This window comes from Ruegeria arenilitoris, assembly GCF_013030985.1.
Taxonomy (GTDB): Bacteria; Pseudomonadota; Alphaproteobacteria; order Rhodobacterales; family Rhodobacteraceae; genus Ruegeria; species Ruegeria arenilitoris_B.
The window spans coordinates 301370-315475 of the sequence record NZ_WPYP01000002.1; the positions used below are offsets into that span (position 1 = coordinate 301370).

General features: G+C 59.2%; 14 protein-coding genes. 9 read left to right on the forward strand and 5 right to left on the reverse strand.

Annotated elements, in window-relative coordinates; translation table 11 throughout:
* The first annotated feature begins 25 nt into the window (after positions 1-25).
* Positions 26-892: a methylenetetrahydrofolate reductase [NAD(P)H] gene (gene metF / locus GOX88_RS07315; RefSeq protein ID WP_170400526.1), complete on the forward strand. Its 867-nt coding sequence runs from the start codon at positions 26-28 to the stop codon at positions 890-892.
* 217 nt (positions 893-1109) lie between these two features.
* A complete protein-coding gene (locus GOX88_RS07320) occupies positions 1110-1763 on the forward strand; it encodes a J domain-containing protein (protein WP_170400527.1) in 654 nt (217 codons plus the stop codon).
* Between the two features lie 54 nt (positions 1764-1817).
* On the opposite strand, the gene GOX88_RS07325 is transcribed toward GOX88_RS07320, so the two are convergent.
* Positions 1818-2336 (reverse strand): YHS domain-containing (seleno)protein, encoded by a 519-nt coding sequence (locus GOX88_RS07325; RefSeq protein WP_170400528.1) that lies wholly within the window; start codon positions 2334-2336, stop codon positions 1818-1820.
* A gap of 230 nt (positions 2337-2566) precedes the next feature.
* Between GOX88_RS07325 and yghU the strand changes: the two genes are divergently transcribed.
* Positions 2567-3445 carry a glutathione-dependent disulfide-bond oxidoreductase gene (gene yghU, locus GOX88_RS07330; protein WP_170400529.1) on the forward strand — a complete coding sequence of 293 codons (879 nt, stop codon included), beginning with the start codon at positions 2567-2569 and terminating at the stop codon, positions 3443-3445.
* A 40-nt stretch (positions 3446-3485) separates the two neighbouring features.
* On the opposite strand, the gene GOX88_RS07335 is transcribed toward yghU, so the two are convergent.
* Positions 3486-4274 (reverse strand): SseB family protein, encoded by a 789-nt coding sequence (locus tag GOX88_RS07335; protein WP_170400530.1) that lies wholly within the window; start codon positions 4272-4274, stop codon positions 3486-3488.
* Entirely contained in the window at positions 4267-4854 is a 588-nt protein-coding gene (locus tag GOX88_RS07340; protein ID WP_170400531.1) for a uracil-DNA glycosylase family protein, read from the reverse strand. Before GOX88_RS07340 ends, GOX88_RS07335 begins: the two co-directional genes overlap by 8 nt.
* A 228-nt stretch (positions 4855-5082) precedes the next feature.
* Here GOX88_RS07340 and GOX88_RS07345 point away from each other — a divergent pair, with 228 nt between their 5' ends.
* Genes GOX88_RS07345 through GOX88_RS07360 form a run of 4 tightly spaced genes read left to right on the forward strand, consistent with a single transcriptional unit; the run spans position 5083 to position 9644 of the window.
* A complete protein-coding gene (locus tag GOX88_RS07345; RefSeq protein ID WP_170400532.1) occupies positions 5083-5742 on the forward strand; it encodes an ABC transporter ATP-binding protein in 660 nt (219 codons plus the stop codon).
* Positions 5720-7294, forward strand: coding sequence for a capsule biosynthesis protein (locus GOX88_RS07350; protein WP_170400533.1), 1575 nt, complete (start codon positions 5720-5722; stop codon positions 7292-7294). Before GOX88_RS07345 ends, GOX88_RS07350 begins: the two co-directional genes overlap by 23 nt.
* 5 nt (positions 7295-7299) lie before the next feature.
* Positions 7300-8133: a 3-deoxy-8-phosphooctulonate synthase gene (gene kdsA / locus GOX88_RS07355; protein WP_170400534.1), complete on the forward strand. Its 834-nt coding sequence runs from the start codon at positions 7300-7302 to the stop codon at positions 8131-8133.
* Between the two features lie 14 nt (positions 8134-8147).
* Positions 8148-9644: a phosphomannomutase/phosphoglucomutase gene (locus tag GOX88_RS07360; RefSeq protein WP_170400535.1), complete on the forward strand. Its 1497-nt coding sequence runs from the start codon at positions 8148-8150 to the stop codon at positions 9642-9644.
* 35 nt (positions 9645-9679) lie between these two features.
* On the opposite strand, the gene GOX88_RS07365 is transcribed toward GOX88_RS07360, so the two are convergent.
* On the reverse strand, positions 9680-11641 hold the full coding sequence (locus tag GOX88_RS07365; protein WP_170400536.1) for an AsmA family protein: 1962 nt from the start codon (positions 11639-11641) through the stop codon (positions 9680-9682).
* Between the two features lie 96 nt (positions 11642-11737).
* On the opposite strand from GOX88_RS07365, the gene rimO reads away from it, so the two are divergent.
* Both rimO and GOX88_RS07375 read left to right on the forward strand, forming a co-directional pair.
* Positions 11738-13126 (forward strand): 30S ribosomal protein S12 methylthiotransferase RimO, encoded by a 1389-nt coding sequence (rimO, locus tag GOX88_RS07370; RefSeq protein WP_170400537.1) that lies wholly within the window; start codon positions 11738-11740, stop codon positions 13124-13126.
* A gap of 104 nt (positions 13127-13230) precedes the next feature.
* Positions 13231-13632: a hypothetical protein gene (locus GOX88_RS07375; protein WP_170400538.1), complete on the forward strand. Its 402-nt coding sequence runs from the start codon at positions 13231-13233 to the stop codon at positions 13630-13632.
* Positions 13633-13648: 16 nt separating this feature from the next.
* On the opposite strand, the gene GOX88_RS07380 is transcribed toward GOX88_RS07375, so the two are convergent.
* On the reverse strand, positions 13649-14005 hold the full coding sequence (locus GOX88_RS07380; RefSeq protein ID WP_170400539.1) for a diacylglycerol kinase: 357 nt from the start codon (positions 14003-14005) through the stop codon (positions 13649-13651).
* Positions 14006-14106: the final 101 nt, after the last annotated feature.

The window sequence follows — 14106 nt, forward strand, 5'->3', positions numbered from 1 at the left end:
CTCAGATTGGACCTGTGAGGCAGTGATGACGACACCTGAGATTTCATTCGAATTCTTCCCGCCGCAAACGCTGGAGGCGTCGTTCCGCCTTTGGGATACCGTTCAGACCCTGGCGCCGCTGGAGCCGCGCTTTGTATCGGTCACCTATGGCGCGGGAGGCACCACCCGAGAGCTGACGCGCGATGCGGTGGCGACGCTGCACAATTCATCCGGCCTGCCGGTTGCCGCACATCTGACCTGTGTTGACGCTTCGCGTCAGGAAACGCTCGAGATCGCCGACACCTTCGCACGCGCCGGAGTTCAGGACATTGTCGCCTTGCGCGGCGATCCGCCCAAAGGTCAGGACCGGTTCGTGCCCCATCCCGACGGATTTGCCAATTCGGTCGAACTGATCGAAGCCTTGGCCGAGACCGAAATGTTCAGCATCCGCGTCGGCGCTTATCCCGACAAGCACCCCGAAGCACAGGATTTTCAAGCCGATGTTGACTGGCTCAAGGCCAAGCTGGACGCGGGTGCGGACGAGGCCCTGACCCAGTTCTTCTTCGAAGCCGAGACGTTTTTCCGCTTTCGCGATGCCTGTGAAAAGGCTGGGATCGACAAGCCCATCGTGCCTGGCATCCTGCCGATCGAGAACTGGAAAGGCGCCCGCAATTTTGCCCGCCGCTGCGGGGCACATATCCCGGACTGGATCGAACACGCCTTTGAAAAGGCGATTCGCGATGATCGTGAGGATCTGTTGGCCACCGCCCTGTGCACCGAGCTGTGTTCCGATCTGATCGATGGCGGCGTAGACAAGCTGCATTTCTACACTCTGAACCGCCCGGAACTGACGCGTGACGTGTGCTTTGCACTGGGTATCACGCCCCGGGCCGAACTGCAGAACGTCGCCTAAACCTTCCTGTTGGTCACCTTCGCCCGGATCCTACTCAGGCTCCGGGCCTTTTTTTTGGAGTTGCAGTACGTTTGGTAACCGCAGATCAGGTGTGAACAATATATTGCCCTTTGGTCAACTGTCCCCGCATTCGCAATAAAACTCCGATAAAATTTGACAAAACCAAGCGCCTCTTCAAACTGAGGCTGTAGTGAGTGTTTAAAGAGTTGTTGTAGGTATGGAGCCTGTCGAAAAGATAAATGCACGCGCTGATGCGCTGGCGGCTCTGGGTTTAGATCAGACAGCAGGATCCGACGATATTCGGGATGCCTGGCGTCACATCGCATTTCGCGCTCATCCAGATCACAGAAACGGCGACTGCACTCATTTTGCGCGCGCCAAAGAAGCATATGACTTCTTGCGCCGCGAAGGACTGACCACCAAAGGGAAAACTACCGGAGCGCCCCGGCGCCCGAAGCTGCGCAAGCGCGTGATCGAACTGGAAAGCACCGATATCGACGCCTGCCGCAGTTTGCTGAATAATGCTCTGTCGCACAGCCCGGACAGCAACGGACCAAACCCGGACCCTCAGGGCACTACCGATGCGGACCATGTCCCCGACGCAGTCGGGTTCTATGGCCGCCATCTGACCTATTTTGTCCCGACGCCGGTGCAGGAAGGGGCGAACCGGGTGGCGCTGCCAACCTCGTTCCTGGCTTCGGCCCGGCGAATGGAAACCGAGGTGCTGAGCTTTCAGTCCAACGACACCGGCGCGGGTGAGGTTGTGGTTCCGGAAACGATCACCGCCCGCAAATTCCCCGGTGCAAAGAGCGTCCGCATTAAGTTCGACGCGGATCAGCAGATGCGCGACGATTTCTGGCTGGCGGGCTGACAGCAACAAAACCCGGCCTGGTGACAGCCGGGTTTGTTCTTCGTGAGTGGTGGTTTAGTTCGCAACCGGGCCTTCCGAGGTGAATTTGGGGATCACGCTGGTCGATGCGTCATCAGCCTCGATTCCCGGCCAGTTACCTTCGGCCAGATTGATGTTTCCCGGGATATCCTCTTCAAAGAAGCCAACAACAACATCTGTGATGTTCAGATACAGTTTGTCATCGACGATCCGCCACAGGTTCGGGTTCGCCGGGACCTTGCCGCCCCGCGACACACCATAGGCGCAATGCCCGTCATAGGCAGGTGCGTAGTAAGCCGGGTTTTCAAGGAACTTGTCACGGTTCTCTTCGGTCGAGAATGCCCAGGTCGCACCGTTATATTCTGCTGTGATATCCGCATGACCCCGCACCGCCTCGGGCTGGGATTGGCCAACCGGCGCCTGATCAAGGCCACGATAGGCAACAACGTCATAACCCGACACGGCAAACCCGGTGCCGTCCACGTATTGATCCCCGGCAAAAGCCGGAACGGCAAGGGTCAGAGCAGTCGCAATAGTCAGGGCAAAGCGTTTCATATGGTCAATCCTTTTGTCCTTTGAGTTTGGCGTTGCTGAGAGGATAGGTGTTTTCGCCCTGATGGGCAGTCCCGCTCGCGCCGCTGTGAGGTCGGATGAAGAAACGTGAAAGGTTCGACCCCGTTTGTTACAAAACCTCTTTGACATCCGGGGTTGGACTCGGGGCTTTGCAACATTAGCTGTTGTGACGGACGGACAATTCACCCGAATTTTGCTGAGAAAGACAACAGATGACCGAGCAATCCCCATACACGCCCCCCAAAGTCTGGACCTGGGACAGCGAAAGCGGCGGCCAGTTTGCCAATATCAACCGCCCCATCGCCGGCGCCACCCATGACAAGGACCTGCCCGTCGGGCGCCACCCGCTGCAACTGTATTCGCTGGCGACCCCCAACGGTGTCAAAGTGACTGTCATGCTGGAAGAACTGCTGGCACTGGGTCATGAAGGCGCCGAATACAATGCCTGGCTGATCAATATCGGCGAGGGCGACCAGTTCGGCTCGGGCTTTGTCGAGGCGAATCCGAACTCGAAAATCCCCGCGCTGTGGGATCGCTCGGGTGACGCGCCTGTGCGCGTGTTCGAAAGTGCCTCAATCCTGTTTCATCTGGCCGAGAGGTTCGACGCGTTCCTGCCCAAATCCGGCCCCGAGCGGACCGAGGTCATGAACTGGGTCTTCTGGCAGATGGGCAGCGCGCCGTATCTGGGTGGCGGTTTTGGGCATTTCTACGCTTACGCGCCCGAGAAATGGGAATACCCGATCAACCGTTTCGCCATGGAGGCCAAGCGTCAGCTGGACGTGCTGGACCGTCAACTGGCCGAGAACACCTATATCGCGGGCGACGACTATACCATCGCCGACATGGCGATCTGGCCCTGGTACGGCCAACTGGTTCTGGGCCGTCTGTATAGCGCGGCCGAGTTCCTGGATGTGGAGTCCTATAAAAACGTGATGCGTTGGGCCAAGGCCATCGATGCGCGGCCTGCTGTTCAGCGGGGCCGTATGGTCAACCGCGCATTCGGCGAGCCGCACACCCAACTGCACGAGCGCCACGACGCCAACGACTTTGAAACCCGCACGCAGGACAAACTGGAAGCTGCAGCGGAATAACAACGCACGGCCCCGCGACCTGACCGGTTGCGGGGTCTGCTTATTTCAGAACCGGCGGCTTGTCCGGATCACTACCCGGTGTGATGTGCTGAACGACCCTTTGTTCAGGCTGAGGTAGATCGAATTTCAGGCCGACACGCGCCAACGCGGCGGCGGCTGCGTCATGCCGGCTGAAAAACCCGACATCCATCGCCCCGGCCTCGATACCGGAAAAGGTCAGCGCCTCGGAAGCCGCTTTGGCCAGTGCAGGCTCAGCCCCCTCAACCGCGCCGACAAAGCCCAGCAGATGCCCCGCGCCTCCGTCCTCTGATTTGGTTCCGACCAGAAACGCGGCCTCGGCCAAGCCAACAGCTGTGGCCAGCTTTGTGTCCAGCGCCTTCAGAAGATCATCCGGCAGACCAACCGGGGGAAGAAACTCAGCCAGCCGCTGTTGCACCTCTTCTGGTGCGTGTTCCAGGGTGGTGGCCAGCCAGCCCAGCGCTTCGGCCGGGATCAGCATCGAGGACGGCGCGACCTCAAGGTTCAGCCCCAGACCCATCCCCTGCCCTGCCAGCATACCGGACAGAACCCGCCCGGACAAAGCCACATAGGGTACGGGGCGTTCTGCAAACCGGGCCAGCCGGTCCTCGCGGTCGAAGGCCAGAACGAACCGGCCATCGGCCACGTCGAACAGCTCAGGAGTTATATTCTCGTCTTCCGCCTCTTCGGCCAGCAGCAGAAACAACTCGCTGTCGGCGAGCCGTTCAAAGAACCGTAGCCGCGCCGCATCGTCCTGCGGGCTGGCCTCCATCGCGGCATGGGCGGCATCAAGAGCAGTTGCGTCAGTCATTCAGAACCTCTTGCACCCGCGCGCGCAGAACCGGCAGCAGCTCAGCTTCGAACCACGGGTTTTTCTTCAACCATGCCGTATTGCGCCAGGACGGATGAGGCAAGGGAAAGACCTGCGGCGCATGGTCTTGCCAGCCCCGCACTGTATCCGTGACCGCACCGCGCGCACCAAGGTGATACTTGTGCGCATGCCCGCCGACCAGAACGGTCAGCGGCACCTGCCCCAGTTCGTCCATCACCTTGTTGTGCCATGTCTGCCCGCAGACCGGCGGAGGCGGCAGGTCGGCCTTGCGTTCGCTGTACCCCGGAAAACAAAACGCCATCGGCACAATCGACACACGCGCGCGGTCATAGAACACGGTTTCATCAATCCCCAGCCAGTCGCGCAAACGGTCACCGGACGGGTCAGTGAAGGGACGGCCCGAGGCATGAACCCGCGCACCCGGCGCCTGCCCTGCAATCAGCAGTGGTGTTCCCTGCCGGAACCAGACCACCGGGCGCGGCTCATGCGCCGTATGCGTGGCCCGAAATCTGTCCGCGCAAATGCGGCAGGCTTCAATCTCTTTCTGCAGCGAATTCATCAGATCGCAAGATTTCCTGCATCAAACTGGTTGACGGTCGAAGTGAAAGATAGTCAACGCGTTGCCGCAGTCCAACCGATGCATTAGTCACAGTGCCGAATGGTCGCTTTCACGCGCATTGATCATTTGTTTCATAATTCGACATAATGTAGCCAACATGGATCGGTAAGTTTTCCGTTCCTTCACCGGCCCGGTCGGTGCAACAAACGCAAGAGCAGCAGGCCTTGAATGCTTGAGTTCGAGAATGTCAGCAAGTCCTTCTGGACCGGGACCCGCCGCAAGGTGATCCTGGACCGGGTCTCGTTCCGGATCGAACTTGGCCGGTCGATCGGCATTCTGGCCCCCAATGGCACCGGCAAGACGACCCTGATCAACATGATGGCCGGGCTGGAAAAACCCGACGAAGGTGTGATCCGCAAATCCTGCCGGGTCTCGTTCCCGATGGGCTTTGCAGGCGGCGTGGCAAAGAAGCTTTCCGCGCTGGAAAACGCCCGCTACATCGCGAAAATCTATGGCATGGACCCCGACTATATCGAGGCGTATTGCAAATGGCTGTGTGGTCTGGGTGAGTATTTCGACCAACCGCTTGGAACCTATTCATCCGGTATGCGGGCACGCTTTACCTTTGCCCTGATGTTGGCGCTGGATTTCGACATGTACCTGATTGACGAAGGGATGCCGGCGACAACGGATGTCGAGTTCAACAGGAAGGCAGGCGACATCCTGAAAGAACGGTTGCGCACCACGACCCTGGTCATCGTATCGCACAGCCCCACCGTTCTTGAGAAATTTGCACAGCAGGCCGCCGTTCTTATGGACGGTCAGATTTACATGTTCGACACCTTGGAAGAGGCACGACAGCTATATGACTACCAAACCCAAGGCTAAGAAATATCGCTGGCGACGTAATCGTCAGAGCGCTGACTCGGCAGACGCACGGGCCGATGCCATTTCGCGCATCAGAAAGGCAACGCAACCGTCCGAGGCCGCAAATGACGCGCAGCCCGCGACTGATATCGATGCGATCAAACGTGAAGGGCTGACCGGGCGGCAACTGCGCATGGCGCGGCGCCTGGCGCAGAAGAACGGCCTAGCTGCGACATCTGATTACGACGCGGTGCGGTTGTTGCGTCAAAAGGGCATTGATCCCTTTGAGCGAGCCAATCTACTGGATCTGGCGGCCGAAAAGAAAGACGCGGAAGACAAGGCCAAAGACAAAATCACCATCCAACTGCCGCAGACGGTCAAGGAAACGCCCCAAACTCTGCCCGGCCCCGAGTTGAGCCCAGCGGAGCGGCGCAACCTGGAAATCGGTGAAATCCAAAAGAACATCGCGCGCCGTCGCAGACGCAAATTGTTCGCGCTGTTCGCGCGGCTGGCTGTGTTTGTTCTGCTTCCGACCGTGATCGTCGGCATATATTTCTATCGGGTTGCGACACCGATGTACGCAAGCGACTCGGCCTTTTCGATCCTGCAGGCTGATGGGGGTGGCGCGTCCTTTGGCGGGTTCCTGGCAGGCACTCAATACGCCACCGCGCAGGATTCTGTCGCCACGCAGGAATTTCTGGAATCAAAACCCGCGCTGGTTCGGCTTGAGAACGACACCAACTTTTCGGAAATCTTCAAGCAGGAGTGGATAGACCCGATCCAGCGCCTGCCTCAGGACGCGACCCTTGAGGATACCTATAAACTGTACAAGCGGATGATCACCATCGGGTATGACCCAAGTGACGGCATCATCCGCATGGAGGTAGCGGCGCCGAGTCCCGAAATATCGGTCGAGCTGTCCACTCTGCTGCTGTCCTACGCCGAGGAAAAAATCAACAGTTTGACGGAACTGAAGCGCGAAGACCAGATGCGCGATGCCCGGGCCGGTTTTGAACTGGCACAGGAAGAACGCAGGAAAGCGCAGGAAGAGTTGATCGAGCTGCAGCTGCAGGGGGCCGTGCTTGACCCGGAAAACGTCCTCGCCGGTCTGCGGGCACGGATCAATGCTATCGAAATCGAGTTGCAGGAAAAAGAACTGCAACTGGCGGCCCTTCTGGATAACCTGCGCCCGAACCAGGCCAAGGTGGACGGTGTCCGCGCAGACATCAAACGGCTCGAGGTCGTGTTGGCGGATCTGAACGAAGAAATGCTGGACGTCTCGGCGGGTGAAAACTCTCTGGCACGGCTGAGCGTGCGGATTCAGATGGCGCAGGCCGACCTGGTGGCGCGCGATATGATGCTGCAGACCGCGATGGAACAGATGGAAACCACCCGGACCGAAGCCAACCGCAAAGTGCGTTACCTGTCTGTCTCGGTAAACCCGGTCGCCAGCGAAGAACCCAGCTATCCGCGCAAGTTCGAAAATACGATTTTGGCTTTCCTGTTGTTTGCTGGTATCTACCTGATGATCTCGCTTACCGCGTCGGTCCTTCGTGAACAGGTATCCTCGTAAGACACATGAAACATGTAAAAATCTCCGACCTCACGGTCGGCAATGATCTACCTCTGACGATCATTGCCGGCCCCTGCCAGCTTGAAACCGCCGATCACGCCCAAATGATCGCGGGTAAAATGAAAGAGGCCTGCGATGCTGCCGGTGCGCAGTATGTCTTCAAGGCCTCGTACGACAAAGCCAACCGGACGTCGCTGTCCGGCGCCCGCGGCATGGGAATTGATGCCGGGCTGAAAGTTCTGGACGATATCCGCAAGACGATGGGCATTCCGGTTCTGACTGACGTTCACACCGAGGCCCAGTGTGCCGTTGTCGCCGACGCGGTTGATGTACTGCAGATCCCGGCTTTCCTGTGCCGCCAGACCGATATGTTGCTGGCTGCTGGTAACACCGGCGCTGTGATCAACGTCAAGAAGGGTCAGTTTCTTGCCCCTTGGGAAATGCCCAATATCGTAGCCAAGATTGAAAGCACCGGGAACACGAACATCCTGCTGACGGAACGCGGTTCGTCATTTGGGTACAACACGCTGGTTGCCGACATGCGGTCGCTGCCGCAAATGGCCCAGACTGGCTACCCAGTGGTGATGGACGCCACCCATTCGGTGCAGCAACCCGGTGGACAGGGCGGTTCGTCTGGCGGTCAAAGAGAGTTCGCCCCGGTCATGGCACGGGCCGCGGTGGCCGTTGGTACTGGCGCTGTGTTCATGGAAACGCATCAGGATCCGGATAACGCACCCTGCGATGGTCCGAACATGATCTATCTGGATCAAATGCCTCAGTTGATTGACACATTGATGCGCTTTGATGCATTGGCCAAAGCCAACCCGATTCAGATTTAATCAAGAGCGATAATATGACCAAACCCATCCCCGAGGTGACCCCGAACACCTGGAGCTTTCTGCGCGACCCGATGATCAAACCCACCGGGTTCCGCGAATACGACGCCCGCTGGAAATACCCCGAAGAGATCAACCTGCCCGGCATGACGGCCTTGGGTCTGGGTCTGGGCACCCAGATGCGCAAACGCGGGATCGAGCCTGTGATCGCGGTCGGCAACGATTATCGCGACTATTCTCTGGCGATCAAAAACGCCCTGATCCTCGGCCTGATGCAGGCCGGTATTCAGGTCAAGGATATTGGTCCGGCGCTCAGCCCGATGGCTTATTTCGCGCAGTTCCATCTGGATGTGCCCGCGGTCGCCATGGTCACGGCCAGCCACAACCCGAACGGCTGGACGGGCGTCAAAATGGGCTTTGACCGCCCTCTGACCCACGGCCCAGACGAGATGTCGGAACTGCGCGATATCGTTCTGAATGGTGAAGGCGTTCCGCACGAGGGCGGCTCGTACGAGTTCGTTGACGGCGTGAAAGAGGCTTATATCGACGATCTGGTCGGGGATTTCAAAATGTCCCGGCCGCTCAAGGTTGTCTGCGCGACCGGAAACGGCACGGCCTCGGCCTTTGCCCCCGAGATTTTCGAACGGATGGGCGTGGAAGTGGTGCCCAGCCACAATCGGCTGGATTACACCTTCCCCAACTACAACCCCAACCCCGAAGCCATGGAGATGTTGCACGACATGGCCGACACCGTGAAGTCCAGCGGTGCCGATCTGGCGCTGGGGTTTGACGGCGACGGTGACCGCTGCGGTGTCGTGGATGACGAGGGTGAGGAGATTTTCGCCGATAAGGTCGGCGTGATCATGGCTCGCGATCTGGCCAAGCTGTACCCCAACGCAACCTTCGTGGCCGACGTGAAATCGACCGGCCTGTTCGCCAGCGACCCCGAACTGCAGGCGCATGGCGTCAAGGCGGATTACTGGAAAACCGGCCACAGCCACATGAAGCGCCGGGTCAAGGAAATCAACGCTTTGGCCGGGTTTGAGAAATCGGGACACTATTTCCTGGCCGAGCCGATCGGGCGCGGTTACGACTGCGGCATGCGTGTGGCGGTTGAGATCTGCAAGCTGATGGATCGCAACCCGGACCAAAGCATGTCAGACCTGCGCAAGGCGCTGCCGAAGACATGGTCGACGCCGACCATGTCGCCCTATGCCGCGGACACCGAAAAATACGACATCCTCAAACGTCTGGTCGACAAGCTGGTCGCCAAGGCCGACGCAGGCGAAGCGTTTGCCGGTCGCGCGATCAAAGAGGTAGTCACCGTCAACGGCGCGCGGGTCATTCTGGACAATGGCAGCTGGGGTCTGGTGCGTGCGTCCTCGAACACGCCGAACCTTGTTGTGGTTTGCGAAAGCAGCGACAGCGAAGACGAAATGCGTGCCATCTTCGCCGATATCGACGCCGTGATCCGGACCGAGCCCGGCGTTGGCGACTATGATCAGACGATTTGATCCAAATTAGATAGGGGCGCCCAAGGGCGCCCCTTTCAGTTTCCACCCAACAGTTTGAGCAGGCCTTTTCTGGCTTCTTCTTCCAGCTTGTTCTTCAAAGCGCCCTCAGCGCTTTCGGTGTCGGTCACCGCGGTTCCCAGCTCATCACTGACCTTGTCCAGAACCTTTTGCTTGGCGTCGTCTTCAATATCCTTGAGTTTCCCTTCGGCGGCGGCTTCGATCACCTTGCTCAGGTCTGGTTTGATGGACGGATCGCTCCACGGCCCGACAATCCGAACAGGCACCGCGAGCCCCTGACCGGAATTGGCACGCAGCGCGACAGGCGTGAACAGATAGTCAATCGTGCGTGCCCCGATGTTGACCTGCCCGGTTCCGTCCGCACGGAAATTATCCAGCGACATCAGCAGATCATTGTTTGTCAGAATACCTTGATCGATGTTGAAACTGGCGGTCAGACTGTTGAATACCGTCGTTCCGCCTGCATCCTTGCCCCGCCCCATCAGGCGATCCAGATCAAAGCCCGATATGACACCCTGCCCCACGTTCAGGCTGCCTTTGCCACTGAGGGACCGCATGATCTGGTCCTCGGTCTGGCCCACGCCCAAAAACTCGAAATCGCCCGACCCCGAACCTGTCAAACGATCGATCCCTGCAAGCGTGGACAGCGCTTGCTGCAGATCGATGCCTTGCGCATTCAGTTTACCGCCTACGGACAAGCCGTTTCTGTTATTGGCAACCACCTGCCCGGTCACCTGCCCTGCGAACAAAGTGGCCGGGGCCATCCGCAAAACCGCCCGGGACCGGTCAAGGCTGAGTGTCAGATCGCTGGGCCCGAGGGTAAGTTCAGGCACGGCAATGGAAGAGGCCGTCAGGCGAATCTCTCCGTTCGCTAACGCAAGGGCTGAGGCATCAATTGGATCAGTGGACCAACCACTGTCCGGCGCCGATGCAGATGCCGTGCCGGAGCCACCCCCGGCTGTTGCGGGCGCATCATTATAGCGGGACAGGTCGATATCCCCACCCTTCAGACGTGCGGTGATTTTGGGCGGGTCCGATATCTCGATATCTGCCTCGCCGGTGAATCGATTGTGGTCCAGTTGCGCCTCCAAATTGCGCAGCGACGCGCGGCCCTCTTTCGTATACGTCATATGCCCCGACACGTCGGCCACACGCCCCAATCCCAGCGGAACCCCGACACCCGCCTGACCAAAGGCGGCCAGCATCTTTTCGGTATCATTGGTTTTGACTTCCAGATTGCCGTCCATCTCTCCGGCAAGGTTGACCCGACCGTCGAACCCGAACTCGCCGCCCGGCGCAGTCAGCGCCAGTTTCAGCGGCGTGACAGCACCCGAGGCATAGGCGGGCAGGTCGGGTATCCTGAGGTCCACCTTCACCTTGCCACCCGGCACGGCCATTCGTGCTTCCATTGTCATTGGCGCGGCTGGATCGGGCCAACTGGCAGACAGGTCGACGTTCGAAAAGTCAAATTTCGTTGCACCATTTTCAATATAGATCAGCCGCGCATTGGTCAGTTCCAGCCGGTCCAATGTCACAACCCCTGACGTCGAGGTTTCAGACGACGCAGCACTGCTACCGGAGCTGGGCTGAGAACTTGCGGCACTCATCTCCCAGTTCCCGCGACCGTCCGACAATTCCAGCCGCAGAGTCGGCTGTTCCGCAAAGACGCGACGAATCCGAAAGTCCCCATTCCACAAGCCGGCGGCATCAACACCAACGGCTAGGCTCTCGGCACTCAGCATAGGCTCCGAGCTTGCCCAGGGCGCATTGCCAAAAGTGACCGGGCCGGTCTCCATCCCCAGTACAGGCCAGAAGGACAGGTTTACGTCGCCGGTCAACTTCAGCTCACGGCCGGTCTCACTCTTGACCTGCTCTGCCAAAATCGCGGCCAGCTTGTCACCCGGCATCAGCAACAATGCGCCGATGACAAGGCCGAATGCGACCACGAATAGGAAGAGTATGCGCAACAGCCACTTCATTTTTCTGCTCTCCGCTTATTGGGCATGCGTTGAAAAGATCATTCAAAGCCTAGCCGCCATTTGCAAGGGGAAGCGTTCCCCACTATATGCCGCGCCATGAGCACGAACCCGCCAAACCTCCGCCCCGACCTGGCACCCTCTGCCCGGATCACCGACATGCCGCGCCCGAACCAACCAACAATTGGGATGGTATCGCTGGGCTGCCCGAAGGCGCTGGTCGATAGTGAGCGGATTCTGACCCGCCTGCGCGCCGAAGGATACGGCATTTCACCGGACTATTCCGGGGCCGATGCCGTGATTGTGAACACCTGCGGGTTCCTCGATAGTGCCAAGGCCGAGTCGCTGGATGCAATCGGTGAGGCACTGGTTGAAAACGGCAAGGTCATCGTGACCGGCTGTCTTGGGGCGGAACCGGACTACATCCGCGAGCATCATCCGCGCATCATGGCCGTGACAGGGCCGCATCAGTACGAACAAGTTCTGGATGCGGTGCACACAGCTGTTCCACCCGACCCGGACCCCTTCGTGGATCTGCTGCCCGCCGCCAGTGTGCAACTGACCCCGCGCCACTACAGCTATCTCAAGATTTCCGAGGGCTGTAACCACAAGTGCAAGTTCTGCATCATTCCCGACATGCGCGGCAAACTGGCCAGCCGTCCGGCCCATGCCGTCCTGCGCGAGGCCGAAAAGCTGGTCGACAATGGCGGGCGCGAACTGCTGGTGATTTCGCAGGACACCTCGGCCTATGGGCTGGATCGCAAATACGACGTGAACCCGTGGAAAGACCGCGAGGTGCGCAGCCACATCACCGATCTGTCGCGGGAGCTAGGGCAGATGGATGCCTGGGTGCGCCTGCACTATGTCTACCCCTACCCGCATGTGCGCGAGCTGATTCCGCTGATGGCGGATGCGGGTTGCAACGTGCTGCCTTATCTGGACATTCCGTTCCAACACGCCCACCCGGACGTTCTGAAACGCATGGCCCGCCCGGCCGCGGCCGCCAAGACGCTGGACGAGATTGCCGCGTGGCGCGCGACCTGCCCCGACATTACCCTGCGGTCAACCTTCATCGTCGGTTACCCCGGCGAGACCGAGGCCGAGTTCCAGACGCTGCTGGATTGGATGGATGAGGCGCAGCTGGATCGCGTCGGCTGCTTCCAATACGAAAACGTGGATGGTGCGCGGTCGAACGACCTGCCCGACCATGTCCCGGCCGAGATCAAGCAAGAGCGCTGGGAACGGTTCATGGAAAAGGCTCAGGCGATCTCTGAGGCCAAGTTGGCCGCAAAGGTCGGCCAGACCATCGACGTGATCGTAGACGAGGTCGATGACGAGGCCGCCACCTGCCGCACCAAGGCGGATGCACCCGAGATCGACGGTAACCTGTTCATCGACGAAGGCTTTGAAGCCCTCAATCCCGGCGATATCGTCTCGGTCGAGGTCGACGAGGCCGGCGAATACGATCTGTGGGGCAAGCTGGTCTGACCCTGTCACCCGGCCTCGGCAAAGCGTGAGCCGAGTTTATTGGCCTTCGCCGCGCGATTCGTGGATCATGACAGGACATTCCGCCTTATCTGAAGGAGGGTTCAATGTCCTGTATGCGCCCCTTAGGCCTGAAATGTGTCGCGGCAATTCTGGCGACCCAGCTATATGCTGTACCCGCGATTGCTGAAAGCATCAGCTCGGGCGGCTTCATAGTCATCGGCTCCAAACAGTTGAGCCTTCATCTTCGCAGTACGCACCATGTGCACAGGTACTACAGCGCGCCCAAAGCTCACTACCCCAAGGCCAAGGTGCATCACCCTAGGGGCAAGGTTCATCACCACAAGAAAAAACCCAAGGTCTATTATCAAAAGCCCAAGGTGTATTACGTGAAACCGAAAAAACGACACCACCGTTCGGCGCGCGGTTTCCCCAACAGGCACGCCTCGCCTTACCACATACCGCAAAACTACGGCATTCAGCGCCGGGCTTATCGCTTTGGCTGGTAGGAAAACCGTCGTTTCCTCAGAACAGGCTGACTAACCCGACCACCCAGGCCACCCCAGTGGCCACCGCGGTCAACGCAACTGCTGCGCTTGCTGCATCCTTGGCCTGACCGGCCAGTTCACTGCGGTCGGTCGAGGTGTGGTCAACGGCACGCTCTATCGCGGTGTTGAGCAATTCGACCACCAGAACAAGAAGTCCAAGGACCAGTATCAACGCCCGTATTCCGTCGTCCAATGGCAGCCAAAGCGCCAACGCTGCGGATATCAGGTTCGCCCAAACCCATGTCCGGAACGAGTATTCCGCGCGCCATGTGGCAACGACGCCCTGCCAGCTCCAGCGGGTGCGGTCCTTGAGACGGGTAAAAAAGATTCTCATCTGCCCTCGACTTTTTGGCTGAAACTGAAACCGGAAACGTGCCCTGCAGACAAGAAAAAACCGCCCCGTGGGCGGCCGTGTCGGTGAAATTTGTGCGGGCG